At 55.0% G+C, this 24707-nt stretch carries 26 protein-coding genes, 4 tRNA genes and 1 rRNA gene; all 31 read left to right on the top strand.

Going from position 1 to position 24707, the window contains the following annotated elements:
- Nucleotides 1–2 precede the first annotated feature (2 nt).
- The 31 genes from rrf (at nucleotide 3) to rpsQ (ending at nucleotide 24696) form a co-directional block, all read left to right on the top strand.
- Nucleotides 3–118 (top strand): 5S ribosomal RNA (gene rrf / locus KHP07_RS29065).
- A 166-nt stretch (nucleotides 119–284) separates the two neighbouring features.
- A complete protein-coding gene (gene birA / locus KHP07_RS29060; protein ID WP_078050402.1) occupies nucleotides 285–1244 on the top strand; it encodes a bifunctional biotin--[acetyl-CoA-carboxylase] ligase/biotin operon repressor BirA in 960 nt (319 codons plus the stop codon).
- Nucleotides 1234–1983, top strand: a complete 750-nt coding sequence (locus tag KHP07_RS29055) for a pantothenate kinase (protein WP_214498479.1) — start codon at nucleotides 1234–1236, stop codon at nucleotides 1981–1983. Before birA ends, KHP07_RS29055 begins: the two co-directional genes overlap by 11 nt.
- A gap of 7 nt (nucleotides 1984–1990) precedes the next feature.
- On the top strand, nucleotides 1991–2437 hold the full coding sequence (locus tag KHP07_RS29050) for a hypothetical protein (RefSeq protein ID WP_078050400.1): 447 nt from the start codon (nucleotides 1991–1993) through the stop codon (nucleotides 2435–2437).
- A gap of 143 nt (nucleotides 2438–2580) precedes the next feature.
- Nucleotides 2581–2665 (top strand) — tRNA-Tyr (locus KHP07_RS29045).
- Between the two features lie 24 nt (nucleotides 2666–2689).
- A tRNA-Gly gene (locus KHP07_RS29040) sits at nucleotides 2690–2763 on the top strand.
- A 25-nt stretch (nucleotides 2764–2788) separates the two neighbouring features.
- Nucleotides 2789–2864: transfer RNA gene (locus KHP07_RS29035), tRNA-Thr, on the top strand.
- Between the two features lie 157 nt (nucleotides 2865–3021).
- A tRNA-Trp gene (locus KHP07_RS29030) sits at nucleotides 3022–3097 on the top strand.
- Between the two features lie 45 nt (nucleotides 3098–3142).
- Nucleotides 3143–3511: a preprotein translocase subunit SecE gene (gene secE, locus KHP07_RS29025; RefSeq protein WP_214498478.1), complete on the top strand. Its 369-nt coding sequence runs from the start codon at nucleotides 3143–3145 to the stop codon at nucleotides 3509–3511.
- A 9-nt stretch (nucleotides 3512–3520) separates the two neighbouring features.
- Nucleotides 3521–4054, top strand: coding sequence for a transcription termination/antitermination protein NusG (gene nusG, locus KHP07_RS29020; protein WP_003176436.1), 534 nt, complete (start codon nucleotides 3521–3523; stop codon nucleotides 4052–4054).
- A 117-nt stretch (nucleotides 4055–4171) separates the two neighbouring features.
- Nucleotides 4172–4603: a 50S ribosomal protein L11 gene (rplK, locus tag KHP07_RS29015; protein ID WP_003176435.1), complete on the top strand. Its 432-nt coding sequence runs from the start codon at nucleotides 4172–4174 to the stop codon at nucleotides 4601–4603.
- On the top strand, nucleotides 4603–5298 hold the full coding sequence (gene rplA, locus KHP07_RS29010; protein WP_003232403.1) for a 50S ribosomal protein L1: 696 nt from the start codon (nucleotides 4603–4605) through the stop codon (nucleotides 5296–5298). The genes rplK and rplA overlap by 1 nt, the downstream gene beginning before the upstream one ends.
- 199 nt (nucleotides 5299–5497) lie before the next feature.
- Nucleotides 5498–5998 (top strand): 50S ribosomal protein L10, encoded by a 501-nt coding sequence (rplJ, locus tag KHP07_RS29005; RefSeq protein WP_010206364.1) that lies wholly within the window; start codon nucleotides 5498–5500, stop codon nucleotides 5996–5998.
- Between the two features lie 78 nt (nucleotides 5999–6076).
- Nucleotides 6077–6442, top strand: coding sequence for a 50S ribosomal protein L7/L12 (gene rplL / locus KHP07_RS29000; RefSeq protein WP_071489831.1), 366 nt, complete (start codon nucleotides 6077–6079; stop codon nucleotides 6440–6442).
- Nucleotides 6443–6661: 219 nt separating this feature from the next.
- The gene (rpoB, locus tag KHP07_RS28995; RefSeq protein WP_034101000.1) at nucleotides 6662–10735 is read left to right on the top strand and encodes a DNA-directed RNA polymerase subunit beta; all 4074 of its coding nucleotides are present in this window, start codon (nucleotides 6662–6664) and stop codon (nucleotides 10733–10735) included.
- 64 nt (nucleotides 10736–10799) lie between these two features.
- Nucleotides 10800–14999 carry a DNA-directed RNA polymerase subunit beta' gene (gene rpoC / locus KHP07_RS28990; RefSeq protein WP_078050399.1) on the top strand — a complete coding sequence of 1400 codons (4200 nt, stop codon included), beginning with the start codon at nucleotides 10800–10802 and terminating at the stop codon, nucleotides 14997–14999.
- 216 nt (nucleotides 15000–15215) lie between these two features.
- Nucleotides 15216–15587 (top strand): 30S ribosomal protein S12, encoded by a 372-nt coding sequence (gene rpsL / locus KHP07_RS28985; RefSeq protein ID WP_002555494.1) that lies wholly within the window; start codon nucleotides 15216–15218, stop codon nucleotides 15585–15587.
- Between the two features lie 118 nt (nucleotides 15588–15705).
- Nucleotides 15706–16176 (top strand): 30S ribosomal protein S7, encoded by a 471-nt coding sequence (rpsG, locus tag KHP07_RS28980; protein ID WP_002555493.1) that lies wholly within the window; start codon nucleotides 15706–15708, stop codon nucleotides 16174–16176.
- A gap of 30 nt (nucleotides 16177–16206) precedes the next feature.
- Nucleotides 16207–18312, top strand: coding sequence for an elongation factor G (fusA, locus tag KHP07_RS28975; protein WP_010206921.1), 2106 nt, complete (start codon nucleotides 16207–16209; stop codon nucleotides 18310–18312).
- 30 nt (nucleotides 18313–18342) lie between these two features.
- Nucleotides 18343–19536 carry an elongation factor Tu gene (tuf, locus tag KHP07_RS28970; RefSeq protein ID WP_010206920.1) on the top strand — a complete coding sequence of 398 codons (1194 nt, stop codon included), beginning with the start codon at nucleotides 18343–18345 and terminating at the stop codon, nucleotides 19534–19536.
- 159 nt (nucleotides 19537–19695) lie between these two features.
- Complete coding sequence (gene rpsJ / locus KHP07_RS28965; protein ID WP_003186070.1) at nucleotides 19696–20007, top strand: 30S ribosomal protein S10; 312 nt, start codon at nucleotides 19696–19698, stop codon at nucleotides 20005–20007.
- A gap of 81 nt (nucleotides 20008–20088) precedes the next feature.
- The gene (gene rplC / locus KHP07_RS28960) at nucleotides 20089–20724 is read left to right on the top strand and encodes a 50S ribosomal protein L3 (protein WP_003194649.1); all 636 of its coding nucleotides are present in this window, start codon (nucleotides 20089–20091) and stop codon (nucleotides 20722–20724) included.
- A 12-nt stretch (nucleotides 20725–20736) separates the two neighbouring features.
- Nucleotides 20737–21339: a 50S ribosomal protein L4 gene (rplD, locus tag KHP07_RS28955; RefSeq protein WP_003176424.1), complete on the top strand. Its 603-nt coding sequence runs from the start codon at nucleotides 20737–20739 to the stop codon at nucleotides 21337–21339.
- Entirely contained in the window at nucleotides 21336–21635 is a 300-nt protein-coding gene (rplW, locus tag KHP07_RS28950; protein WP_002555488.1) for a 50S ribosomal protein L23, read from the top strand. The genes rplD and rplW overlap by 4 nt, the downstream gene beginning before the upstream one ends.
- Nucleotides 21636–21649: 14 nt before the next feature.
- Nucleotides 21650–22474: a 50S ribosomal protein L2 gene (rplB, locus tag KHP07_RS28945; RefSeq protein WP_003186055.1), complete on the top strand. Its 825-nt coding sequence runs from the start codon at nucleotides 21650–21652 to the stop codon at nucleotides 22472–22474.
- Nucleotides 22475–22490: 16 nt separating this feature from the next.
- Nucleotides 22491–22766 carry a 30S ribosomal protein S19 gene (rpsS, locus tag KHP07_RS28940; protein ID WP_003232420.1) on the top strand — a complete coding sequence of 92 codons (276 nt, stop codon included), beginning with the start codon at nucleotides 22491–22493 and terminating at the stop codon, nucleotides 22764–22766.
- Nucleotides 22767–22777: 11 nt separating this feature from the next.
- A complete protein-coding gene (rplV, locus tag KHP07_RS28935; protein WP_003103908.1) occupies nucleotides 22778–23110 on the top strand; it encodes a 50S ribosomal protein L22 in 333 nt (110 codons plus the stop codon).
- Between the two features lie 13 nt (nucleotides 23111–23123).
- Nucleotides 23124–23810: a 30S ribosomal protein S3 gene (gene rpsC, locus KHP07_RS28930; RefSeq protein WP_003176422.1), complete on the top strand. Its 687-nt coding sequence runs from the start codon at nucleotides 23124–23126 to the stop codon at nucleotides 23808–23810.
- A 12-nt stretch (nucleotides 23811–23822) separates the two neighbouring features.
- Nucleotides 23823–24236, top strand: coding sequence for a 50S ribosomal protein L16 (gene rplP / locus KHP07_RS28925; protein WP_003176421.1), 414 nt, complete (start codon nucleotides 23823–23825; stop codon nucleotides 24234–24236).
- Entirely contained in the window at nucleotides 24236–24427 is a 192-nt protein-coding gene (gene rpmC / locus KHP07_RS28920) for a 50S ribosomal protein L29 (protein WP_002555481.1), read from the top strand. The genes rplP and rpmC overlap by 1 nt, the downstream gene beginning before the upstream one ends.
- Nucleotides 24428–24429: 2 nt before the next feature.
- Nucleotides 24430–24696, top strand: a complete 267-nt coding sequence (gene rpsQ / locus KHP07_RS28915) for a 30S ribosomal protein S17 (RefSeq protein WP_003176419.1) — start codon at nucleotides 24430–24432, stop codon at nucleotides 24694–24696.
- Nucleotides 24697–24707 lie beyond the last annotated feature (11 nt).

The raw sequence follows: 24707 nt of genomic DNA, 5'->3' as shown, positions 1-24707 counted from the left end.
TTCTTGACGACCATAGAGCATTGGAACCACCTGATCCCATCCCGAACTCAGCAGTGAAACGATGCATCGCCGATGGTAGTGTGGGGTTTCCCCATGTGAGAGTAGGTCATCGTCAAGATTAAATTCCGAAACCCCATTTGCGAAAGCAGATGGGGTTTTGTTTTGGGCTGTCGAAAAGTACGTAGCGGCTCGCGTCAGTAGTCTCCAGTACTAAAGTCCGGCCTTTCTATGCAATGACCCTGCGCATAGCTATCATGCGTGCCTCATTGTGAGGCGATACTTGCATGCTGACGTTGTTGAAACTTCTGAAAGATGGCCGGTTCCACTCCGGAGAAGCACTTGGTGCTGCCCTTGGCGTCAGTCGTAGTGCTGTCTGGAAGCAGCTCCAGCACCTGGAGGCTGAATTGAACCTGCCCATCCATAAGGTTCGTGGCAAGGGGTATCAGTTGGCATCACCGCTGGTGTTCTTGAGTGCTGAAGATATTGCGTTGAATGCGCCGTCCTTGGCGTGGCCGGTTCATATCACTGACTCCATTGACTCCACGAATGCCGAGGCTTTGCGACTTGTGGGTGCTGAATGCACCGCGCCGTTTCTGGTGCTAGCGGAGCAGCAAACGGCGGGGAGAGGCAGGAGGGGGCGAAAGTGGGTTAGTCCGTTTGCACAAAACGTTTATTACAGTCTTGTATTGCGTATTGAGTCGGGGTTGCGCCAGTTGGAGGGGCTAAGTCTTGTTGTCGGCTTGGCGGTCATGCAGGCCTTGCGTGAGACAGGTGTGCAGGGAGCGGCGCTGAAATGGCCAAACGACGTATTGGTTGGGCAGAAGAAGATTGCCGGGATTTTGCTGGAGTTGGTAGGAGACCCTGCTGATATCTGCCACGTTGTCCTAGGAATAGGCATCAACGTCAATATGCAGAGGGCTGATGAGGTCGATCAGCAATGGACTTCGGTGCAGCTCGAGACAGGTTCGCCTGCTGATCGTAACGTTCTAGTTGCGCAGTTAGGTCTGCAGCTGCAGGGCTACCTTTATCGACATCGGGAGGGCGGTTTTGTCGCTCTTCAGCAGGAGTGGGAGCAGTATCATGCCTGGCAGGGGCGGTCGGTATCCCTCATCGCAGGTGTCAACCAGGTCGATGGAGTTGTGCTGGGGGTAGATCGCCAGGGGGCATTGCGCTTGAGTGTCGATGGTGTCGAGAAAATATACAGTGGTGGTGAGCTAAGCCTGAGGTTGCGTGATGATTCTTGAGCTCGACTGTGGGAATAGCTTTATCAAATGGCGCGTGCTTGGTTCGGATGACGCCAGTGCATCGAACGAGGGGGTTGTCGGTTCGGATCTGGCGTTGATTGAAAGCCTGGTGGCACTTCCTGGATTGTTGCTCACGCGCTGCCGATTAGTGAGCGTTCGCGCCCAAGAAGAAACAAGCAAGCTCGTGTTGGCTCTCCAGGAGGCTTTCGATGTTGCCGTTTCCTGTGCTGCTCCTGCAAGGGAGATGGCTGGGGTACGAAACGGTTACGAAGATTTCGAGCGTCTGGGGCTTGATCGCTGGCTGGCGATGCTGGGTGGGTTCAAGCTCGCTCGCGGCGCTTGTCTGGTGCTTGATTTCGGCACGGCTGCCACAGCAGATTTTATTGCGGCAGATGGTGATCACTTGGGTGGTTTCATTTGTCCAGGTATGCCCCTCATGCGCAACCAGCTACGAACACATACGCGCAAGATACGCTATGACGACGCCGCTGCTGAAAGGGCGTTGGAGCGCCTTTCGCCAGGGCGTACGACTGTAGAGGCGGTAGAGCGCGGGTGCACGCTCATGCTGAGAGGGTTTGTGCTCACTCAATTAGAATTGGCGCGAAGCTATTGGGGTGATGAATTTACCGTGTTCCTGACCGGGGGGGATGCTGATTTGGTGGCAGACGCAGTGCCGCAAGCGCGACTCGTCCCTGATCTGGTGTTTGTCGGTTTGGCGATGGCTTGCCCTTTGTCCTGAGGTGATTATGCGTTGGCTGTTTTTGCTTTTACTTGTTCTCAACGCCTTCTACTACATTTGGCATCAGCAAGAGGCGCCGTTGCGCGCTAAAGATGTCACGCCTTTGAGTCTATACAAGGGCTCGCAGCAGGACATTCGCCTGCTCAGCGAGTCCTCTGATGCTGTGGTGCGAAGGGACCGTGCAAAAGCAACCGATGCGCAGAACACTTGCTTGTACATCGGTGGTTTTGCCGATCAGCGCCAAGCGCAGTCAGTTGAGCAGCGGCTCACGAGCCTGGATATAAAGGTCAAGGTCCAATTGTTGAATACTGCGGATGCTTCTGGCTACTGGCTCCGTGTGGCTCCTGAAAGTCGACGCTTGGCTGATGATCTGCCCTTTGAAAACCTTGCTAAGGAATTCAATGAGTTAAAACATAAAATAATGTTGTGCGAAGGCGTTGCAACTCTCGAATAGTTTGCATAGAATGGCGCCCGCTTCGCAGTGAAGACCTTTAAGGTCAGCGATGTGAAGCAAACGTCAACGCAGCTAACCTCATATTTTTAAATGAGAAAATGCTTGACAGAAGGTCGGCGTAATGTAAAATGCCGGCTCGCTTAGGAGGGGTTCCCGAGCGGCCAAAGGGATCAGACTGTAAATCTGACGTCTACGACTTCGAAGGTTCGAATCCTTCCCCCTCCACCATTTTTAGCGTGAGCTGCAAGCTCCGCGGGTATAGTTTAGTGGTAGAACCTCAGCCTTCCAAGCTGATGATGCGGGTTCGATTCCCGCTACCCGCTCCAAGTTTGCAGGTTGTGCAGGTGTTTTGCTCTTGTAGCTCAGTTGGTAGAGCACACCCTTGGTAAGGGTGAGGTCAGCGGTTCAAATCCGCTCAAGAGCTCCATATAACAAGGCAGATATGAAAATATCTGCCTTTGTTTTAACAGCTATCTCGGCTTGATGGTGTTGGCCTGGTGTTATCAGGTGATTTCAAGTCTCTTGGGGTTGGTTGTTGTAAAGTCTTTTTCAGGCCTGCATAATGGTCGGCCTGATTTTGTTTTAGGTCAGTAGCTCAATTGGCAGAGCGACGGTCTCCAAAACCGTAGGTTGGGGGTTCGATTCCCTCCTGACCTGCCAGATTCACGTGGTGTATCTGGCTTTCTTTTCACAGGATCTTCATAGATGACTCCTAAGGCTGAAGCTCAAAGCTCTCGTTTCGATCTCGTCAAGTGGCTCGCTGTAGTCGCATTGGTGGTCGTAGGCGTTGTTGGCAATCAGTACTATTCTGCTTCGCCGATCCTGTACCGTGTACTCGCTTTGCTTGTCCTTGCTGCTGTAGCTGCCTTTCTAGGCCTGCAGACTGCCAAAGGCAAGTCTTTCGCGGTCCTGGTAAAGGAAGCTCGCACCGAAATTCGTAAAGTCGTTTGGCCGAATCGCCAAGAAACCACGCAGACCACGTTGATTGTTGTGGCTGTTGTTCTGGTTATGGCGTTGCTGTTGTGGGGTCTTGATTCCCTGCTCGGCTGGCTTGTTTCCTTGATTGTTGGCTAAGGGTGTCCCGTGGCTAAGCGTTGGTACGTTGTGCATGCTTACTCGGGTTACGAGAAGCATGTTATGCGCTCTTTGCTGGAGCGCGTAAAGCTGGCAGGCATGGAAGATGGCTTCGGCGAAATTCTGGTTCCCACTGAAGAAGTGGTTGAAATGCGGAATGGTCAGAAGCGCAAAAGCGAACGCAAGTTCTTCCCTGGCTATGTGCTGGTTCAGATGGACATGAATGAAGGTACTTGGCACTTGGTCAAGGACACTCCTCGTGTCATGGGTTTCATTGGCGGTACTGCTGATAAGCCTGCTCCTATCACTGATAAAGAGGCAGAAGCCATTCTGCGTCGTGTTGCTGATGGTAGCGACAAGCCTAAGCCGAAGACGCTTTTCGAGCCAGGTGAGGTTGTTCGTGTCACAGATGGTCCGTTTGCTGATTTCAACGGTACTGTCGAAGAAGTTAACTACGAAAAGAGCCGGATCCAAGTGGCAGTGCTTATTTTCGGTCGCTCTACTCCGGTAGAGTTGGAGTTCAGCCAGGTCGAGAAGGTCTAGCTGAGCAAGCATCCCAACCCCGCAGCCTTAGGCTGTGGGGTTTTGTCGTCACTGGGATAAACGCGCAAGTAACCGGGGAGCCTTTCGAGGCGTTTGAACCCGTAATTGGAGTGCCTCATGGCCAAGAAGATTACCGCTTACATCAAGCTGCAAGTGAAGGCCGCTCAGGCCAACCCTAGCCCACCCGTCGGTCCAGCTTTGGGTCAGCACGGCGTGAACATCATGGAATTCTGCAAGGCCTTCAACGCCCGTACTCAGGGTCTTGAGCCAGGTCTGCCGACTCCAGTGATCATCACTGTATACAGCGACCGTAGCTTCACTTTCGAAACCAAGTCGACTCCGGCTTCGGTTCTGTTGAAGAAAGCTGCTGGTCTGACTAGCGGTTCCGCTCGTCCGAACACCGTTAAGGTTGGCACCGTAACTCGTGCTCAGCTGGAAGAAATCGCGAAAACCAAAAACGCGGATCTGACTGCAGCTGATATGGATGCAGCCGTGCGTACCATCGCCGGTTCTGCTCGTAGCATGGGCCTTAACGTGGAGGGTGTGTAATGGCTAAGCTGACCAAGCGCCAAAAGGCTATCGCCGGCAAAATCGAAGCAGGCAAGGCCTACAACTTTGTAGACGCCGCTGCCCTGCTGACTGAGCTGTCGACTGTCAAGTTCAGCGAGTCCGTTGACGTTGCTGTAAACTTGGGTGTTGACCCACGTAAATCCGATCAGGTCGTTCGTAGCGCAACTGTGCTGCCACACGGTACTGGCAAGACTGTACGTGTAGCTGTCTTCACCCAAGGCCCGGCAGCTGAAGCTGCTCTGGCCGCCGGCGCTGACCGCGTTGGCATGGACGACCTGGCTGCCGAAATGAAAGGCGGCGACCTGAACTACGACGTAGTTATTGCTTCCCCGGATGCAATGCGCGTTGTAGGTCAGTTGGGTCAGATCCTGGGTCCACGTGGCCTGATGCCTAACCCTAAAGTCGGCACCGTAACGCCAGACGTAGCCACCGCGGTTAAAAACGCCAAGGCTGGTCAGGTTCGTTATCGCACCGACAAAAACGGCATCATTCACACCTCCGTTGGCAAAGTCGGCTTCGATGCCGTCAAGCTGAAGGAAAACGTTGAAGCCCTGATCGCTGATCTGAAGCGTATCAAGCCTGCTTCCTCGAAAGGTATCTACGTCAAGCGCGTTACCCTGAGCACCACTATGGGCCCGGGTCTGGTCATCGACCAAGGTTCGCTGGACGTATAAGACACAGATTGGTGTGAGCGATCACGCCAGTTGAAAAAATTGGGGTCCCTGCCTGGCGGGGGCTATCCAAGACCGTAGGCGGCGCAAGTCTTAAACCACAAGCCTACGCAGATGGTGCTCCCGGTTCCTTACCGAATCAGACACCAAAACGACATCCGGCTCCGGCCAGATGAAACGGTAACAAGCAGGAGTTAAACCCGTGGCAATTAATCTCGAAGACAAGAAGGCCATCGTCGCTGAAGTCAACGAGGCTGCCAAAGCTGCTCTGTCCGCTGTCGTGGCTGATGCCCGTGGTGTGACAGTAGGCGCTATGACCGGACTCCGTAAAGAGGCTCGTGAAGCTGGCGTATACGTACGTGTTGTACGTAACACCCTGCTCAAGCGCGCCGTTGCTGACACTGAATACAGTGTCCTTAACGACGTGTTCACCGGCCCGACTCTGATCGCGTTCTCCAAAGAACATCCAGGCGCTGCTGCCCGTTTGTTCAAAGAATTCGCCAAGAGTCAGGAAAAGTTCGAGATCAAGGCAGCTGCGTTCGAGGGCAAGTTCCTCGCAGCTAACCAAATCGACGTACTGGCAACACTGCCGACCCGCGACGAAGCCATTTCGCAGCTGATGAGCGTGATTCAAGGCGCTACCAGCAAGCTGGCTCGTACTCTGGCCGCAGTTCGCGAGCAAAAAGAAGCCGCCGCAGCCTAAGGCTGAGCGACTTATCTCGCGTATTTTTGTTTATTTCGATGGCCGAGTAGGCCGTCCCCCAATTCAGGAAATACAGCAATGTCTATCTCCCAAGACGATATCCTCAACGCCGTAGCTGAAATGTCGGTTCTGCAGGTTGTTGAGCTGATCAAAGCTTTCGAAGAAAAATTCGGCGTTTCCGCTGCCGCTGCTTCCGCTGGCCCAGCTGTTGCTGCTGTTGCTGCTGAAGAGCAAACCGAATTCAACGTCATGCTGGTGGAAGCTGGCGAGAAGAAAGTAAACGTGATCAAGGCAGTACGTGAACTGACCGGTCTGGGCCTGAAAGAAGCCAAGGCTGTAGTTGACGGCGCTCCTGCCCAGGTTCTGGAAGCAGTGTCGAAAGACGCCGCTGACAAAGCCAAAGCTGTTCTGGAAGAAGCAGGCGCTAAAGTCGAGCTGAAGTAAGCATCGACCTTGCGTCTCCAGCCCAAGCGTTAAGCTGAAGGCTGATGGCTGGTGGCTCTTGCCACCGGCCTTTTTCCGTTCTTGGCTGTCGACTCGGTCGCCGCCATTAACGCGCTGTAGCCACCCGATGCGGTGGTGCAAACCATGGGGTTTGCGAGATTTTCTGGCTGCTCCCGTCGGGGGGGCCAAACAAGCAGGTGACCAAGCTGGGGAACGCTGATGGCTTACTCATATACTGAGAAAAAACGTATCCGCAAGGACTTTAGCAAGTTGCCGGACGTCATGGATGTCCCGTACCTTCTGGCTATCCAGCTGGATTCGTATCGTGAATTCTTGCAGGCGGGAGCGACCAAAGATCAGTTCCGCGACGTGGGCCTGCATGCGGCCTTCAAATCCGTTTTCCCGATCATCAGCTACTCCGGCAATGCTGCGCTGGAGTACGTCGGTTATCGCCTGGGCGAACCGGCATTTGATGTCAAAGAATGCGTGTTGCGCGGTGTTACGTACGCCGTACCTTTGCGGGTAAAAGTCCGCCTGATCATTTTCGACAAAGAATCGTCGAACAAAGCGATCAAGGACATCAAAGAGCAAGAAGTCTACATGGGCGAAATCCCACTGATGACTGAGAACGGTACCTTCGTTATCAACGGTACCGAGCGTGTGATCGTTTCCCAGCTGCACCGTTCCCCGGGCGTGTTCTTCGACCACGACCGCGGCAAGACGCACAGCTCCGGTAAGCTCCTGTACTCCGCGCGGATCATTCCGTACCGTGGTTCGTGGTTGGACTTCGAGTTCGACCCGAAAGACTGCGTGTTCGTGCGTATCGACCGTCGTCGCAAGCTGCCGGCCTCGGTACTGCTGCGCGCGCTCGGCTATACCACTGAGCAAGTGCTGGACGCTTTCTACACCACCAACGTATTCAGCCTGAAGGATGAAACCCTCAAGCTGGAGCTGATCGCTTCCCGTCTGCGTGGTGAAATTGCCGTCCTGGACATCCAGGATGAAAAGGGCAAGGTCATTGTTGAGGCGGGTCGTCGTATTACTGCGCGCCACATCAACCAGATCGAAAAAGCCGGTATTACAGAGCTGGAAGTGCCTCTGGACTACGTCCTGGGTCGCACGACCGCCAAGGTTATTGTTCACCCGGCGACAGGCGAAATCCTGGCTGAGTGCAACACCGAGCTGAACACCGAGATCCTGGCCAAAATCGCCAAGGCTCAGGTTGTTCGCATCGAGACCCTGTACACCAACGACATCGACTGCGGTCCGTTCATCTCCGACACGCTGAAGATCGACTCCACCAGCAACCAATTGGAAGCGCTGGTCGAGATCTATCGCATGATGCGTCCTGGTGAGCCACCAACCAAAGACGCTGCCGAGACCCTGTTCAACAACCTGTTCTTCAGTCCTGAGCGCTATGACCTGTCTGCGGTCGGCCGGATGAAGTTCAACCGTCGTATCGGTCGTACCGAGATCGAAGGTTCGGGCGTGCTGTGCAAGGAAGACATCGTCGCGGTGCTGAAGACCCTGGTCGACATCCGTAACGGTAAAGGCATCGTCGATGACATCGACCACCTGGGTAACCGTCGTGTTCGCTGCGTAGGCGAGATGGCCGAGAACCAGTTCCGCGTTGGCCTGGTACGTGTTGAGCGTGCGGTCAAAGAGCGTCTGTCGATGGCTGAAAGCGAAGGCCTGATGCCGCAAGACCTGATCAACGCCAAGCCAGTGGCTGCGGCGGTGAAAGAGTTCTTCGGTTCCAGCCAGCTTTCCCAGTTCATGGACCAGAACAACCCGCTCTCCGAGATCACCCACAAGCGCCGTGTATCTGCACTGGGCCCGGGCGGTCTGACCCGTGAGCGTGCTGGCTTTGAAGTTCGTGACGTACACCCGACGCACTACGGTCGTGTTTGCCCGATCGAAACGCCGGAAGGTCCGAACATCGGTCTGATCAACTCCCTGGCTGCTTATGCGCGCACCAACCAGTACGGCTTCCTCGAAAGCCCGTACCGCGTGGTGAAAGACGCTCTGGTCACCGACGAGATCGTGTTCCTGTCCGCCATCGAAGAAGCCGATCACGTGATCGCTCAGGCTTCGGCCACGATGAACGACAAGAAAGTCCTGATCGACGAGCTGGTAGCTGTTCGTCACTTGAACGAGTTCACCGTCAAGGCGCCAGAAGACGTCACCTTGATGGACGTTTCGCCGAAGCAGGTAGTTTCGGTTGCAGCGTCGCTGATCCCGTTCCTGGAGCACGATGACGCCAACCGTGCGTTGATGGGTTCCAACATGCAGCGTCAAGCTGTACCCACCCTGCGTGCCGACAAGCCGCTGGTAGGTACGGGCATGGAGCGTAACGTAGCCCGTGACTCCGGCGTTTGCGTCGTGGCTCGTCGTGGCGGCGTGATCGACTCTGTTGATGCCAGCCGTATCGTGGTTCGTGTTGCCGATGACGAAGTTGAAACTGGCGAAGCCGGTGTTGACATCTACAACCTGACCAAATACACCCGCTCGAACCAGAACACCTGCATCAACCAGCGTCCGCTGGTGAGCAAGGGTGATCGCGTTCAGCGTAGCGACATCATGGCCGACGGCCCGTCCACCGACATGGGTGAACTGGCACTGGGTCAGAACATGCGCATCGCGTTCATGGCATGGAACGGCTTCAACTTCGAAGACTCCATCTGCCTGTCCGAGCGTGTTGTTCAAGAAGACCGTTTCACCACGATCCACATTCAGGAACTGACCTGTGTGGCCCGTGACACCAAGCTTGGGCCAGAGGAAATCACTGCAGACATCCCGAACGTGGGTGAAGCTGCACTGAACAAACTGGACGAAGCCGGTATCGTTTACGTAGGTGCTGAAGTAGGTGCAGGCGACATCCTGGTCGGTAAGGTCACTCCGAAAGGCGAGACCCAACTGACTCCGGAAGAGAAGCTGTTGCGTGCCATCTTCGGTGAAAAAGCCAGCGACGTTAAAGACACCTCCCTGCGTGTACCTACCGGTACCAAAGGTACTGTCATCGACGTACAGGTCTTCACCCGTGACGGCGTTGAGCGTGATGCTCGTGCACTGTCCATCGAGAAGACCCAACTCGACGAGATCCGCAAGGACCTGAACGAAGAGTTCCGTATCGTTGAAGGCGCGACCTTCGAACGTCTGCGTTCCGCCCTGGTAGGCCACAAGGCCGAAGGCGGTGCAGGTCTGAAGAAAGGTCAGGACATCACCGACGAAGTCCTCGACGGTCTTGAGCACGGCCAGTGGTTCAAACTGCGCATGGCTGAAGATGCTCTGAACGAGCAGCTCGAGAAGGCCCAGGCCTACATCGTTGATCGCCGCCGTCTGCTGGACGACAAGTTCGAAGACAAGAAGCGCAAACTGCAGCAGGGCGATGACCTGGCTCCAGGCGTGCTGAAAATCGTCAAGGTTTACCTGGCAATCCGTCGTCGCATCCAACCGGGCGACAAGATGGCCGGTCGTCACGGTAACAAAGGTGTGGTCTCCGTGATCATGCCGGTTGAAGACATGCCGCACGATGCCAATGGCACCCCGGTCGACGTCGTCCTCAACCCATTGGGCGTACCATCGCGTATGAACGTTGGTCAGATCCTCGAAACTCACCTGGGCCTCGCGGCCAAAGGTCTGGGTGAGAAGATCAACCGTATGATTGAAGAGCAGCGTAAGGTCGCAGACCTGCGTAAGTTCCTGCACGAGATCTACAACGAGATCGGCGGTCGCAACGAAGAGCTGGACACTTTCTCCGACCAGGAAATCCTGGATCTGGCGAAGAACCTGCGCGGCGGTGTTCCAATGGCTACCCCGGTGTTCGACGGTGCCAAGGAAAGCGAAATCAAGGCCATGCTGAAACTGGCAGACCTGCCAGAAAGCGGCCAGATGCAGCTGTTCGACGGCCGTACCGGCAACAAGTTCGAGCGCCCGGTTACTGTTGGCTACATGTACATGCTGAAGCTGAACCACTTGGTAGACGACAAGATGCACGCTCGTTCTACCGGTTCGTACAGCCTGGTTACCCAGCAGCCGCTGGGTGGTAAGGCTCAGTTCGGTGGTCAGCGTTTCGGGGAGATGGAGGTCTGGGCACTGGAAGCATACGGTGCTGCTTACACTCTGCAAGAAATGCTCACAGTGAAGTCGGACGATGTGAACGGTCGGACCAAGATGTACAAAAACATCGTGGACGGCGATCACCGTATGGAGCCGGGCATGCCCGAGTCCTTCAACGTGTTGATCAAAGAAATTCGTTCCCTCGGCATCGATATCGATCTGGAAACCGAATAACACGTGACGCGAATCGAGAGCGGGGCCGTTTAGCCCGCTCTCTGCTCCGCCAGGAGGAAAGGCCTTGAAAGACCTACTGAATTTGCTGAAAAACCAGGGTCAAGTCGAAGAGTTCGACGCCATCCGTATTGGATTGGCATCGCCTGAGATGATCCGTTCGTGGTCGTTCGGTGAAGTTAAAAAGCCGGAAACCATTAACTACCGTACGTTCAAACCTGAACGTGACGGCCTGTTCTGCGCCAAAATCTTTGGCCCGGTAAAGGATTACGAGTGCCTGTGCGGTAAGTACAAGCGCTTGAAGCACCGTGGTGTGATTTGCGAGAAGTGCGGCGTTGAAGTTGCACTGGCCAAGGTTCGTCGTGAGCGCATGGCGCACATCGAACTGGCTTCGCCGGTTGCCCACATCTGGTTCCTGAAATCGCTGCCGTCCCGTATCGGCTTGCTGATGGACATGACCCTGCGTGATATCGAACGCGTTCTCTACTTCGAGAGCTATGTCGTTATCGATCCAGGCATGACTACCCTTGAAAAGGGTCAACTGCTGAACGACGAGCAGTACTTCGAAGCGCTGGAAGAGTTTGGCGACGATTTCGATGCCCGCATGGGTGCCGAAGCTGTCCGCGAACTGCTGCACGCTATCGACCTGGAGCACGAGATTGGCCGCCTGCGTGAAGAAATTCCGCAAACCAACTCCGAAACCAAGATCAAGAAGCTGTCCAAGCGTCTGAAGTTGATGGAAGCCTTCCAGGGTTCCGGCAACTTGCCAGAGTGGATGGTGCTGACTGTTCTGCCGGTTCTGCCGCCAGACCTGCGTCCGCTGGTACCGTTGGATGGCGGTCGTTTCGCGACTTCCGACCTCAACGACCTGTACCGTCGCGTGATCAACCGTAACAACCGCTTGAAGCGCCTGCTTGATCTGTCCGCTCCGGACATCATCGTGCGCAACGAAAAGCGTATGTTGCAAGAAGCTGTCGATGCCTTGCTCGACAACGGTCGTCGTGGCCGCGCTATCACCGGTTCCAACAAGCGTCCTCTGAAATCCTTGGCTGACATGATCAAGGGTAAGCAAGGTCGTTTCCGTCAGAACTTGCTCGGTAAGCGTGTTGACTACTCCGGTCGTTCGGTAATTACCGTAGGCCCGACCCTGCGTCTGCACCAGTGCGGTCTGCCTAAGAAGATGGCACTGGAGCTGTTCAAGCCATTCATCTTCGGCAAGCTCGAAATGCGCGGTCTCGCGACCACCATCAAAGCGGCCAAGAAAATGGTCGAGCGCGAACTGCCAGAGGTTTGGGACGTTCTCGCTGAAGTGATCCGCGAACACCCGGTTCTCCTCAACCGTGCACCGACCCTTCACCGTCTGGGTATCCAGGCGTTTGAACCGGTACTGATCGAAGGTAAGGCTATCCAGCTGCACCCGCTGGTCTGTGCTGCGTACAACGCCGACTTCGACGGCGACCAAATGGCCGTGCACGTACCGCTGACACTGGAAGCCCAGTTGGAAGCGCGCGCGTTGATGATGTCGACCAACAACATTCTGTCGCCAGCCAACGGTGAGCCAATCATCGTTCCGTCGCAGGACGTTGTATTGGGTCTGTACTACATGACGCGTGAAGCGATCAACGCCAAAGGCGAAGGTCGTGTGTTCGCTGACCTGCAAGAAGTTGACCGTGTGTTCCGTGCCGGCGAAGCCGCACTGCACGCCAAGGTCAAAGTGCGGATCAACGAAACCGTCAACGACCGTGACGGCGGCAGCGTGAGCAACACTCGTATCGTCGACACCACTGTCGGCCGTGCGTTGTTGTACCAGGTTGTGCCAAAAGGTCTGTCGTACGATGTCGTCAACCTGCCGATGAAGAAGAAGGCGATCTCCAAGCTGATCAACCAGTGCTACCGCGTGGTTGGTTTGAAAGAGACCGTGATCTTCGCTGACCAGTTGATGTACACCGGTTTTGCTTACTCGACCATTTCCGGCGTTTCCATCGGTGTTAACGACTTCGTTATCCCGGATGAAAAGGCCCGCATCATCAGTGCTGCTACTGATGAAGTGAAAGAGATCGAAAGCCAGTACGCCTCCGGCCTGGTAACCCAGGGCGAGAAGTACAACAAGGTAATCGACCTTTGGTCCAAGGCGAACGACGAAGTTTCCAAGGCGATGATGGCCAACCTCTCGAAAGAGAAAGTCATCGACCGTCACGGCGACGAAGTTGACCAAGAGTCCTTCAACTCGATGTACATGATGGCCGACTCGGGCGCACGGGGTTCTGCTGCGCAGATCCGTCAGCTCGCCGGTATGCGTGGCCTGATGGCCAAGCCGGACGGTTCCATCATCGAAACGCCGATTACTGCGAACTTCCGTGAAGGTTTGAGCGTACTCCAGTACTTCATCTCGACTCACGGTGCTCGTAAAGGTCTGGCGGATACCGCGTTGAAAACCGCGAACTCCGGTTACCTGACTCGTCGTCTCGTAGACGTTGCGCAAGATCTGGTCGTGACCGAGATCGATTGCGGCACCGAGCATGGCTTGCTGATGACTCCGCACATTGAAGGCGGTGACGTTGTAGAGCCGCTGGGTGAGCGCGTATTGGGTCGTGTTATTGCCCGTGACGTATTCAAGCCAGGTACCGAGGAAGTTATCGTTCCTGCCGGCACCCTGGTAGATGAGAAGTGGGTCGAGTTCATCGAACTCAACAGCATCGACGAAGTGATCGTTCGCTCGCCGATCAGCTGCGAAACCCGCTACGGCATTTGCGCCAAGTGCTACGGCCGTGACTTGGCTCGTGGTCACCAGGTGAACATCGGTGAAGCGGTCGGCGTTATCGCTGCCCAGTCCATCGGTGAGCCGGGTACCCAGCTGACCATGCGTACGTTCCACATCGGTGGTGCGGCAAGCCGGACCTCCGCAGCTGACAGCGTTCAGGTGAAGAATGGCGGTACCGTCCGCTTGCACAACCTGAAGCACGTAGAGCGAGTGGATGGCCACCTGGTTGCTGTGTCCCGTTCCGGTGAGCTGGCAATCGCTGATGACTACGGTCGTGAGCGTGAGCGTTACAAGCTGCCGTACGGTGCTGTGATTTCGGTTAAAGAAGGTGACAAGGTCGACGCTGGCGCAATCGTGGCCAAGTGGGATCCGCACACTCACCCAATCGTTACCGAAATGAAAGGTACCGTGACCTACGTGGGCATGGAAGAAGGCATCACGATCAAGCGTCAGACTGACGAATTGACCGGTATGACCAACATTGAAGTACTCGACGCTAAAGATCGCCCAGCTGCCGGTAAAGACATCCGTCCTGCCGTGAAGATGGTCGATGACAACGGCAAGGATCTGTTGCTGCCAGGCACTGACGTAATCGCTCAGTACTTCCTGCCAGCCAACGCCCTGGTCGGTGTAGCGGACGGTGCGAAGATCGCGATCGGTGATGTTATCGCGCGTATCCCGCAAGAAACTTCGAAAACCCGTGACATCACCGGTGGTCTGCCGCGTGTTGCTGACTTGTTCGAAGCTCGTCGTCCGAAAGAAGCGTCGATTCTGGCTGAAGTCAGCGGCACCATCGCGTTCGGTAAAGAGACCAAGGGCAAGCGCCGTCTGGTCATTACTCCGAACGACGGTAGCGATCCGTATGAAGAGCTGATTCCGAAGTGGCGTCACCTGAACGTGTTTGAAGGCGAACAGGTAAACCGCGGTGAAGTTATCTCCGACGGCCCGAGCGATCCACACGACATCCTACGCCTGCTGGGTGTGAGTGCGCTTGCCAAGTACATCGTTAACGAGATCCAGGACGTTTACCGCCTGCAAGGCGTGAAGATCAACGATAAGCACATCGAGACCATCCTGCGTCAGATGCTGCGTAAAGTTGAGATCGCTGAATCCGGCGATTCCAGTTTCATCAAGGGCGACCAGATGGAACTGACTCACGTACTGGTAGAGAACGAGCGTCTGGGCGCGGAAGACAAATTTGTCTCCAAGTTCACTCGCGTACTGCTGGGTATCACCAAGGCGTCGCTGTCCACTGAGTCGTTCATCTCGGCGGCCTCCTTCCAGGAGACCACTCGTGTTCTGACCGAAGCAGCGGTAACCGGCAAGCGCGATTACCTGCGCGGCCTGAAAGAAAACGTGGTTGTGGGTCGTCTGATCCCAGCCGGTACCGGTTTGGCTTACCACAGCGAGCGCAAGCGCCGCCGTGATGCTGACAAGCCGTTGCGCGTAAGCGCCAGTGAAGTGGAAGCTGCACTGACCGAAGCGCTGAACTCAAGCGGTAACTGAGTTCTGCGGTAAATAAGTCTGGGCCCTGGCAGCCCCATTCGTCGGATCGAGGCATTTTTGCCCCGGTTCGATGAGAGGGGAGGTCGGGGCCTTGCCTTGACTGGGGACAAGATCCTCTTTAGACTCTTGTACCCCTAAATTTGGCGGGAATTCGTTCCTGCCATTTTGCTTTTCTTGCAAGACAATAGCGTCGCAAGACAACAGTGGAGCTAGTAGATGGCAACTATCAACCAGCTGGTACGTCAGCCGCGTAAGCGTATCGTCGAGAAGTCCGACGTACCTGCGCTGCAGAACTGCCCGCAACGTCGTGGCGTATGCACTCGCGTGTATACCACTACGCCGAAAAAACCTAACTCGGCACTGCGTAAAGTATGCCGTGTGCGCCTGACCAATGGTTTCGAGGTTTCCTCGTACATCGGTGGTGAAGGTCACAACCTGCAAGAGCACAGCGTGGTACTGATCCGCGGCGGTCGTGTAAAAGACTTGCCAGGTGTTCGTTACCACACCGTACGCGGCTCCTTGGATACTTCCGGCGTTAAAGGTCGTAACCAGGGTCGTTCGAAGTACGGTACCAAGAAGCCTAAGTAGTAGCGGCTTTTTGTAAAACTGAATCATCTTATTTTCTGAGTCGATAAGAGTAAGGTCGGAGGCGTCCCGCAAGGGCACCGATTCCGAACGAACCTGAAGACCGTTTGAGGGCTTATCCATGCCAAGAAGACGCGTAGCAGCCAAGCGCGAAGTGCTTGACGATCCAAAATACGGAAGCCAAATCCTGGCCAAGTTCATGAACCACGTGATGGAAAGCGGTAAGAAAGCCGTTGCCGAGCGTATCGTTTATGGCGCGCTGGAAAAGGTTAAAGAACGCAAGAACAGCGACCCCCTGGAAATCTTCGAGAAAGCTCTCGACGCCATCGCTCCGCTGGTCGAAGTGAAGTCGCGCCGTGTAGGCGGTGCTACTTACCAGGTTCCGGTTGAAGTTCGTCCGTCCCGTCGTAACGCTCTGGCAATGCGCTGGTTGGTAGACTTCGCCCGTAAGCGCGGCGAGAAGTCTATGGCTCTGCGTTTGGCCGGCGAGCTGTTGGACGCTGCTGAAGGTAAAGGTGCTGCTGTTAAGAAGCGTGAAGACGTGCACCGTATGGCTGAAGCTAACAAAGCTTTCTCGCACTACCGCTTCTAATCTTAGCTTCACTAATTTTGCGAGGGCTTTATGGCTCGTACTACTCCGATTAGCCGCTACCGTAACATCGGTATCGTTGCTCACGTGGATGCTGGTAAAACCACCACCACCGAGCGCGTACTGTTTTACACCGGCAAAAGTCACAAAATGGGCGAGGTGCATGACGGCGCCGCGACCACAGACTGGATGGTTCAGGAGCAGGAGCGTGGTATTACCATTACTTCTGCTGCTATTACCGCCTTCTGGAAAGGTTCCGAGAAGCAGTACAAAGACGAGCATCGCTTCAACGTAATCGATACCCCAGGCCACGTAGACTTCACCATTGAAGTTGAACGTTCCCTGCGCGTACTCGACGGCGCTGTCGTTGTGTTCTGCGGTACCTCGGGTGTTGAACCTCAGTCGGAAACCGTATGGCGTCAAGCCAACAAGTACGGCGTTCCACGTCTTGTTTATGTAAACAAGATGGACCGTGCTGGTGCCAACTTCCTGCGCGTGATCGGTCAGATCAAGCAGCGTCTGGGTCACACTCCGGTGCCAATCCAATTGGCTATCGGTTCCGAAGATAACTTCCAGGGTCAGATCGATCTGATCAACATGGAAGCGGTCTACTGGAATGATTCCGACAAAGGCATGGTGCCTGTTCGTAAGCCTATCCCTGCAGAACTGCAGGAGCTGGCTGACGAGTGGCGCAACAACATGGTTGAGGCTGCCGCCGAAGCCAGCGAAGAGCTGATGAACAAGTACCTCGAAGGTGAAGAACTCACCAACGTGGAAATCAAGGCTGCTCTGCGTCAGCGTACTATCGCTGGTGAGATCGTCTTGGCTGTTTGCGGTTCTTCCTTCAAGAACAAGGGTGTTCCCCTGGTTCTCGACGCCGTTATCGACTACCTGCCGGCTCCAACCGACATTCCTGCTATCAAGGGTACCAACCCGGATAACGAGGAAGAAGAGATGGAGCGTCACGCCGATGACAGCGAGCCGTTCTCGGCTCTGGCGTTCAAGATCGCAACCGACCCATTCGTGGGTACTTTGACCTTCGTCCGCGTTTACTCGGGCGTGTTGGCCTCCGGCGACGGCGTGATCAACTCGGTTAAAGGCAAGAAAGAGCGCGTGGGTCGTATGGTGCAAATGCACGCAAACGCCCGTGAAGAGATCAAGGAAGTGCGCGCTGGTGACATCGCGGCCCTGATCGGCATGAAGGACGTCACCACTGGTGAGACTTTGTGCGACGCTGCCAAGCCAATCATCCTGGTTCGCATGGACTTCCCGGAGCCGGTTATTTCGGTTGCCGTAGAGCCTAAGACCAAGGATGACCAGGAAAAAATGGGTATCGCTCTGGGTAAACTTGCTCAGGAAGATCCATCTTTCCGCGTCAAAACTGATGAAGAGACTGGTCAAACGATCATCTCCGGCATGGGCGAGTTGCACCTGGACATCCTGGTTGACCGGATGCGCCGTGAGTTCAACGTCGAAGCCAACATCGGTAAGCCTCAGGTTTCCTATCGTGAGCGCATCACGAAGAACTGTGAAATCGAAGGCAAGTTCGTTCGTCAGTCCGGCGGTCGTGGTCAGTTCGGTCACTGCTGGATCCGTTTTGCTCCTGCTGACGAAGGTCAGGAAGGTCTGCAATTCGTGAACGAAGTAGTTGGTGGTGTGGTTCCTAAGGAATACATCCCGGCTATCCAGAAGGGTATCGAAGAGCAGATGAAGAACGGTGTTGTTGCCGGCTATCCGCTGATCGGCCTGAAAGCAACCGTTTTTGACGGTTCTTACCACGACGTCGACTCCAACGAGATGGCGTTTAAGGTGGCTGCTTCCATGGCAACCAAGCAACTGGCCCAGAAGGGCGGTGGTGAGTTGCTTGAGCCAATCATGGCGGTAGAAGTTGTTACACCTGAAGACTATATGGGTGATGTCATGGGCGACCTTAACCGTCGTCGCGGCATGATTTTGGGTATGGAAGACACGGTTTCCGGCAAAGTGATTCGCGCCGAGGTTCCGTTGGGTGAGATGTTCGGTTATGCGACCGACGTTCGCTCCATGTCCCAGGGTCGCGCAAGCTACTCTATGGAATTCAAAAAATACAACACAGCTCCGGCGCACATCGCTGAAACTGTATCCAAAAAACAAGGCTGATTCAGTCCTTTAGGCAAGGAGTTAATTGTCGTGGCTAAAGAAAAATTTGATCGTTCCCTACCGCACGTAAACGTTGGCACCATCGGCCACGTTGACCACGGTAAAACCACTCTGACCGCTGCTCTGACTCGCGTCTGCTCCGAAGTTTTCGGTTCGGCTCGTGTTGACTTCGACAAGATCGACAGCGCACCAGAAGAAAAAGCTCGTGGTATCACCATCAACACCGCTCACGTTGAGTACAACTCGACTATTCGTCACTACGCTCACGTTGACTGCCCGGGTCACGCTGACTACGTGAAGAACATGATCACTGGTGCTGCCCAGATGGACGGCGCGATCCTGGTTTGCTCGGCCGCTGATGGTCCGATGCCACAAACCCGTGAGCACATCCTGCTGTCCCGTCAGGTAGGCGTTCCGTACATCGTGGTTTTCCTGAACAAGGCTGACCTGGTAGACGACGCTGAGCTGCTGGAACTGGTTGAGATGGAAGTGCGCGATCTGCTGAGCACTTACGACTTCCCAGGTGACGACACTCCGATCATCATCGGTTCTGCTCGTATGGCTCTGGAAGGCAAAGACGACAACGAAATGGGCACTACTGCCGTTCGTAAACTGGTTGAAACTCTGGACAGCTACATCCCAGAGCCAGTTCGTCTGACCGACAAGCCGTTCCTGATGCCAATCGAAGACGTATTCTCGATCTCCGGTCGCGGTACTGTTGTGACTGGTCGTATCGAGCGCGGTATCGTTCGCGTTCAAGATCCACTGGAAATCGTTGGTCTGCGTGATACCACCGTCACCACCTGCACCGGTGTTGAAATGTTCCGTAAGCTGCTCGACGAAGGTCGTGCTGGCGAGAACTGCGGCGTTCTGCTGCGTGGTACCAAGCGTGACGACGTTGAGCGTGGCCAGGTTCTGGTTAAGCCAGGTTCGGTCAAGCCGCACACCAAGTTCACCGCAGAAGTTTACGTTCTGAGCAAGGAAGAAGGCGGTCGTCACACTCCGTTCTTCAAAGGCTACCGTCCGCAGTTCTACTTCCGTACTACTGACGTGACCGGTAACTGCGAACTGCCAGAAGGCGTTGAAATGGTAATGCCAGGCGATAACATTCAAATGACTGTTACCCTGATCAAAACCATCGCAATGGAAGACGGTCTGCGTTTCGCTATTCGCGAAGGCGGCCGTACCGTTGGTGCTGGCGTTGTAGCTAAAATCATCGAGTAATTATCTCTTCTGAGATAGCTCGGTTTTTTTGAGAAGGCCCCCGCTTAGCGGGGGCCTTTTTTATTGGGTTGACACCTATCGGGGGCGTCTATAGAATTGCGCCTCCTTTTAACGGGCGCATTGCGCCCGGTGGGAATAGCAGCCGGAGTCTGAAATCCAATGCAAAATCAGCAAATCCGTATCAGGTTGAAGGCTTTTGACCATCGCCTGATCGACCAATCCACCCAGGAAATCGTGGAAACCGCGAAACGTACTGGTGCTCAAGTGCGTGGTCCAATTCCACTGCCTACCCGTAAAGAGCGGTTCACCGTTCTGGTCTCCCCGCACGTCAACAAAGACGCGCGTGACCAGTACGAGATCCGTACTCATAAGCGCGTACTGGACATCGTCCAGCCAACGGATAAAACCGTTGATGCACTTATGAAGCTCGATCTGGCGGCCGGTGTGGAAGTACAGATCAGCCTCGGCTAAGACTTGGGTCTTAGTCGTGTAACGCTCTGAAATGGGCGGCCATAGCGGGTGAAAGCCCCGTACACTCATGAGGTTTACAACATGACTATTGGTGTAGTCGGTCGTAAATGCGGTATGACCCGTATTTTCACCGAAGAAGGTGTCTCCATTCCGGTCACGGTCATTGAGATCGAGCCGAATCGCGTCACCCAGTTCAAAACTGAAGAAACCGATGGCTATCGTGCAGTGCAAGTCACTGTCGGCGAGCGTCGTGCTTCGCGCGTGACTGCTGCTCAAGCAGGTCACTTCGCTAAAGCAAACGTTGCAGCTGGTCGTACTGTTATGGAGTTCCGTCTTGAAGACGGCGACTACCAGGCTGGCGATCTGATCAACGCTGAAATCTTCGCCGCTGGTCAACTGGTTGATGTAACCGGTCAGTCCAAAGGTAAAGGCTTCCAGGGTACGATCAAGCGTTGGAATTTCCGTGGCCAAGACAACACTCACGGTAACTCCGTTTCCCACCGCGTCCCGGGCTCTATTGGCCAGTGCCAGACTCCTGGTCGTGTATTCAAGGGCAAAAAAATGTCCGGTCATATGGGCGCTGAGCGCGTGACCGTGCAGTCCCTCGAAGTAGTGCGCGTCGACGCTGAACGCAATCTGTTGTTGGTCAAGGGTGCTGTTCCTGGCGCTACTGGCGGCAACCTGGTTGTACGTCCAGCGGCCAAGGCTCGCGGTTAAGGGGAAGCTGACATGCAATTAAATGTAAATGACGCTCAAGCGATCGAAGTTTCCGAACTGACATTTGGCGGCGAATTCAACGAGACGCTGGTTCACCAAGCAGTCGTGGCCTACATGGCCGGCGGCCGTCAAGGTAGCAAGCAGCAAAAGACCCGTTCCGACGTACGTGGTGGCGGTAAGCGCCCTTGGCGTCAGAAAGGCACTGGCCGTGCTCGTGCCGGTACCATCCGTAGCCCAATCTGGCGTGGCGGCGGTACCACTTTCGCAGCTCGTCCTCAGGATCACTCGCAGAAGCTCAACAAGAAGATGTACCGCGCAGCTCTGCGCTCCATCCTTGCTGAACTCGTGCGTACTGACCGTCTGGTCGTGGTTCAGGACTTCGCTGTTGAAAGCCCGAAAACCAAAGATCTGCTGGGCAAACTGAACAACATGAGCCTGACCGATGTTTTGATCGTGTCTGAAGCTGTTGATCAGAACCTGTACCTGGCTGCTCGCAACCTGCCACACGTTGATGTACGTGACGTGCAAGGTTCCGATCCAGTTAGTCTGATCGCATACGACAAGGTGTTGATCACCGTGTCGGCCGTGAAGAAATTCGAGGAGCTGCTGGGATGAACCAGGAACGCGTATTTAAAGTTCTGCTTGGCCCGCACGTTTCCGAAAAGGCTACGGTTCTGGCTGACAAGAAAGGCCAGTTCGTTTTCAAGGTTGCAACTGACGCAACCAAGCTGGAAATCAAGAAGGCCGTCGAAAGCCTGTTCAGCGTGAAAGTAGAGCGTGTTACTACCCTGAATGTTCTGGGTAAGAGCAAGCGCACTGCTCGCGGTCTGGGCAAGCGTAATGACTGGAAGAAGGCAGTTATCTCCCTTCAGCCAGGCCAAGATCTCGATTTCAGCAGCAGTGCTGAGTAAGGAAGGGGTGCATCATGGCAATCGTTAAATGCAAACCGACTTCCCCTGGCCGCCGTTTTGTGGTCAAGGTGGTCAACCAGGAGCTGCATAAAGGCGCTCCTCACGCACCGCTGCTCGAGAAAAAATCGAAGTCTGGTGGTCGTAACAACAATGGTCGCATTACCACTCGTCACATCGGTGGTGGCCATAAGCAGCATTATCGTCTGGTCGACTTCCGTCGCAACGACAAAGATGGCATCGCTGCCACTGTCGAGCGTATCGAATACGATCCAAACCGTACTGCTCACATCGCTCTGCTGCTGTACGCAGATGGCGAGCGTCGCTACATCATCGCCCCTAAAGGCGTGAGCGCTGGCGACCAGCTGATCGCAGGTGCTTTGGCACCGATCAAGCCGGGCAACGCTCTGCAACTGCGCAACATTCCAGTTGGTAGCACCGTACACGGCATCGAATTGAAGCCAGGTAAAGGCGCGCAAATCGCTCGTTCCGCTGGTGCTTCGGCTCAGCTGATCGCTCGTGAAGGTGTCTACGTGACCCTGCGTCTGCGTTCTGGTGAGATGCGTAAAGTGCTGGCTGAATGCCGCGCGACCCTGGGCGAAGTCTCGAACTCCGAGCACAGCCTGCGTTCGCTGGGTAAAGCTGGTGCCAAACGCTGGCGTGGCGTTCGCCCAACCGTTCGTGGTGTTGCCATGAACCCGGTTGACCACCCACACGGTGGTGGTGAAGGTCGTACCTCTGGTGGTCGTCATCCGGTATCTCCATGGGGCTTCCCGACTAAGGGCGCGAAGACTCGTGGTAATAAGCGTACCGACAAAATGATCGTCCGTCGTCGCAAGTAAATAGAGGGATACGACAGTGCCACGTTCTCTGAAAAAAGGTCCTTTTATTGATCTTCACCTACTGAAGAAGATCGAAGTGGCGGCGGAAAAGAACGATCGCAAACCAGTTAAGACCTGGTCGCGTCGTTCGATGATCCTGCCACAAATGGTCGGTCTGACCATCGCTGTACACAACGGTCGCTTGCACGTCCCAGTTCTTGTGAACGAAGACATGGTCGGCCACAAACTAGGCGAGTTTGCCGGTACCCGCACTTATCGTGGGCACGTGGCAGACAAGAAAGCCAAGCGTTAAGGGGTAAGGAAATGGAAGTAGCCGCTAAGTTGTCGGGCGCTCGAATCTCCGCCCAGAAAGCCCGCTTGGTCGCCGACCAGATCCGCGGGAAGAAGGTGGGCGAAGCGCTCAACCTGTTGGCTTTCAGCAGTAAGAAAGCCGCCGAGATCATGAAGAAAGTGCTGGAGTCGGCCGTAGCCAACGCCGAGCATAACGAAGGCGCAGACGTTGATGACCTGAAGGTCAGCACCGTTTTCGTCAACGAAGGGCGTTCGCTGAAGCGCATCATGCCACGTGCCAAAGGCCGTGCTGATCGCATCGTCAAGCGGTCTTGCCATATCACTGTCAAGGTTGCTGACAAGTAACGGAGTCGAAGAGATGGGTCAGAAAGTACATCCCATTGGCATTCGCCTGGGAATCGTCAAGGAGCACACCTCCGTCTGGTACGCAGACGGTCGGACTTATGCGGACTATTTGTTCGCTGATCTGAAGGTGCGTGAGTATCTCCAAGACAAACTAAAAAGCGCGTCCGTAAGCCGTATCGATATCCATCGTCCGGCGCAAACTGCACGTATCACCATCCACACCGCTCGTCCAGGTATCGTTATCGGGAAGAAAGGTGAAGATGTTGAGAAACTGCGTCAGGACCTGACCAAGCAAATGGGTGTGCCTGTGCACATCAATATCGAAGAGATCCGCAAGCCGGAGCTCGACGGTATGCTGGTTGCGCAGAGCGTAGCTCAGCAGCTGGAGCGTCGCGTAATGTTCCGTCGCGCTATGAAGCGCGCCGTACAGAACGCCATGCGCATTGGTGCCAAGGGCATCAAAATCCAAGTGAGCGGTCGTCTCGGCGGTGCTGAAATTGCACGTACTGAATGGTATCGCGAAGGTCGTGTGCCACTGCACACCCTGCGTGCCGACATCGACTATGCCAACTACGAAGCTCACACCACTTACGGTGTGATCGGTGTAAAGGTTTGGATCTTCAAAGGCGAAGTAATTGGTGGTCGCCAAGAAGAACTGAAACCACAAGCACCAGCGCCTCGTAAAAAAGCTGCTAAGTAAGGGGTACGCCAAATGTTGCAACCTAAGCGTACGAAGTTCCGCAAGCAGATGACAGGCCACAACCGTGGTCTGGCTCAGCGCGGTAGCAAAGTCAGCTTCGGCGAGTTCGCGCTGAAGTCTGTAGCTCGTGGTCGTCTCACCGCTCGTCAGATCGAGTCAGCGCGTCGTGCTCTGACCCGTCACGTAAAACGTGGCGGCAAGATCTGGATCCGTGTATTCCCGGACAAGCCGATCTCCAAAAAACCTCTCGAGGTTCGGATGGGTAAAGGTAAGGGTAACGTGGAATACTGGGTAGCCCAGATTCAGCCAGGCAAAGTCCTGTATGAAATCGAGGGTGTTTCTGAAGAGCTGGCGCGTGAGGCTTTCGCCCTGGCTGCTGCAAAGCTGCCGCTCGCCACCTCCTTTGTTAAACGGACGGTGATGTGATGAAAGCGAATGAACTTCGTGAAAAATCCGCACAGCAGCTGAACGAGCAACTGCTCGGCCTGCTGCGCGACCAGTTCAATCTGCGTATGCAGAAAGCAACTGGCCAGTTGGGGCAGTCTCATCTGCTCTCGCAAGTTAAGCGTGACATCGCTCGCGTGAAGACTGTGCTCAACCAGCAGGCAGGTAAGTGATCATGGCTGAAGCCGAAAAGACTGTCCGTACGCTGACTGGCCGTGTTGTCAGCGACAAGATGGACAAAACCATCACCGTTCTGATCGAGCGTCGCGTTAAGCACCCGATCTACGGTAAATATGTTAAGCGTTCGACTAAGCTGCACGCGCACGACGAAACCAATCAGTGCCACATCGGCGACAAAGTCACTATTCGTGAAACTCGTCCGCTGGCCAAGACCAAGTCTTGGGCACTGGTTGATGTTCTCGAACGCGCTGTGGAAGTCTAAGGACTAGGGGT

The organism is Pseudomonas sp. VS40 (assembly GCF_018587885.1).
In the GTDB taxonomy this organism is placed as follows: Bacteria; Pseudomonadota; Gammaproteobacteria; order Pseudomonadales; family Pseudomonadaceae; genus Aquipseudomonas; species Aquipseudomonas pergaminensis.
The sequence above is the reverse complement of the archived record's forward strand: the minus strand, read 5'-3'. Positions and strand labels throughout refer to the sequence as shown.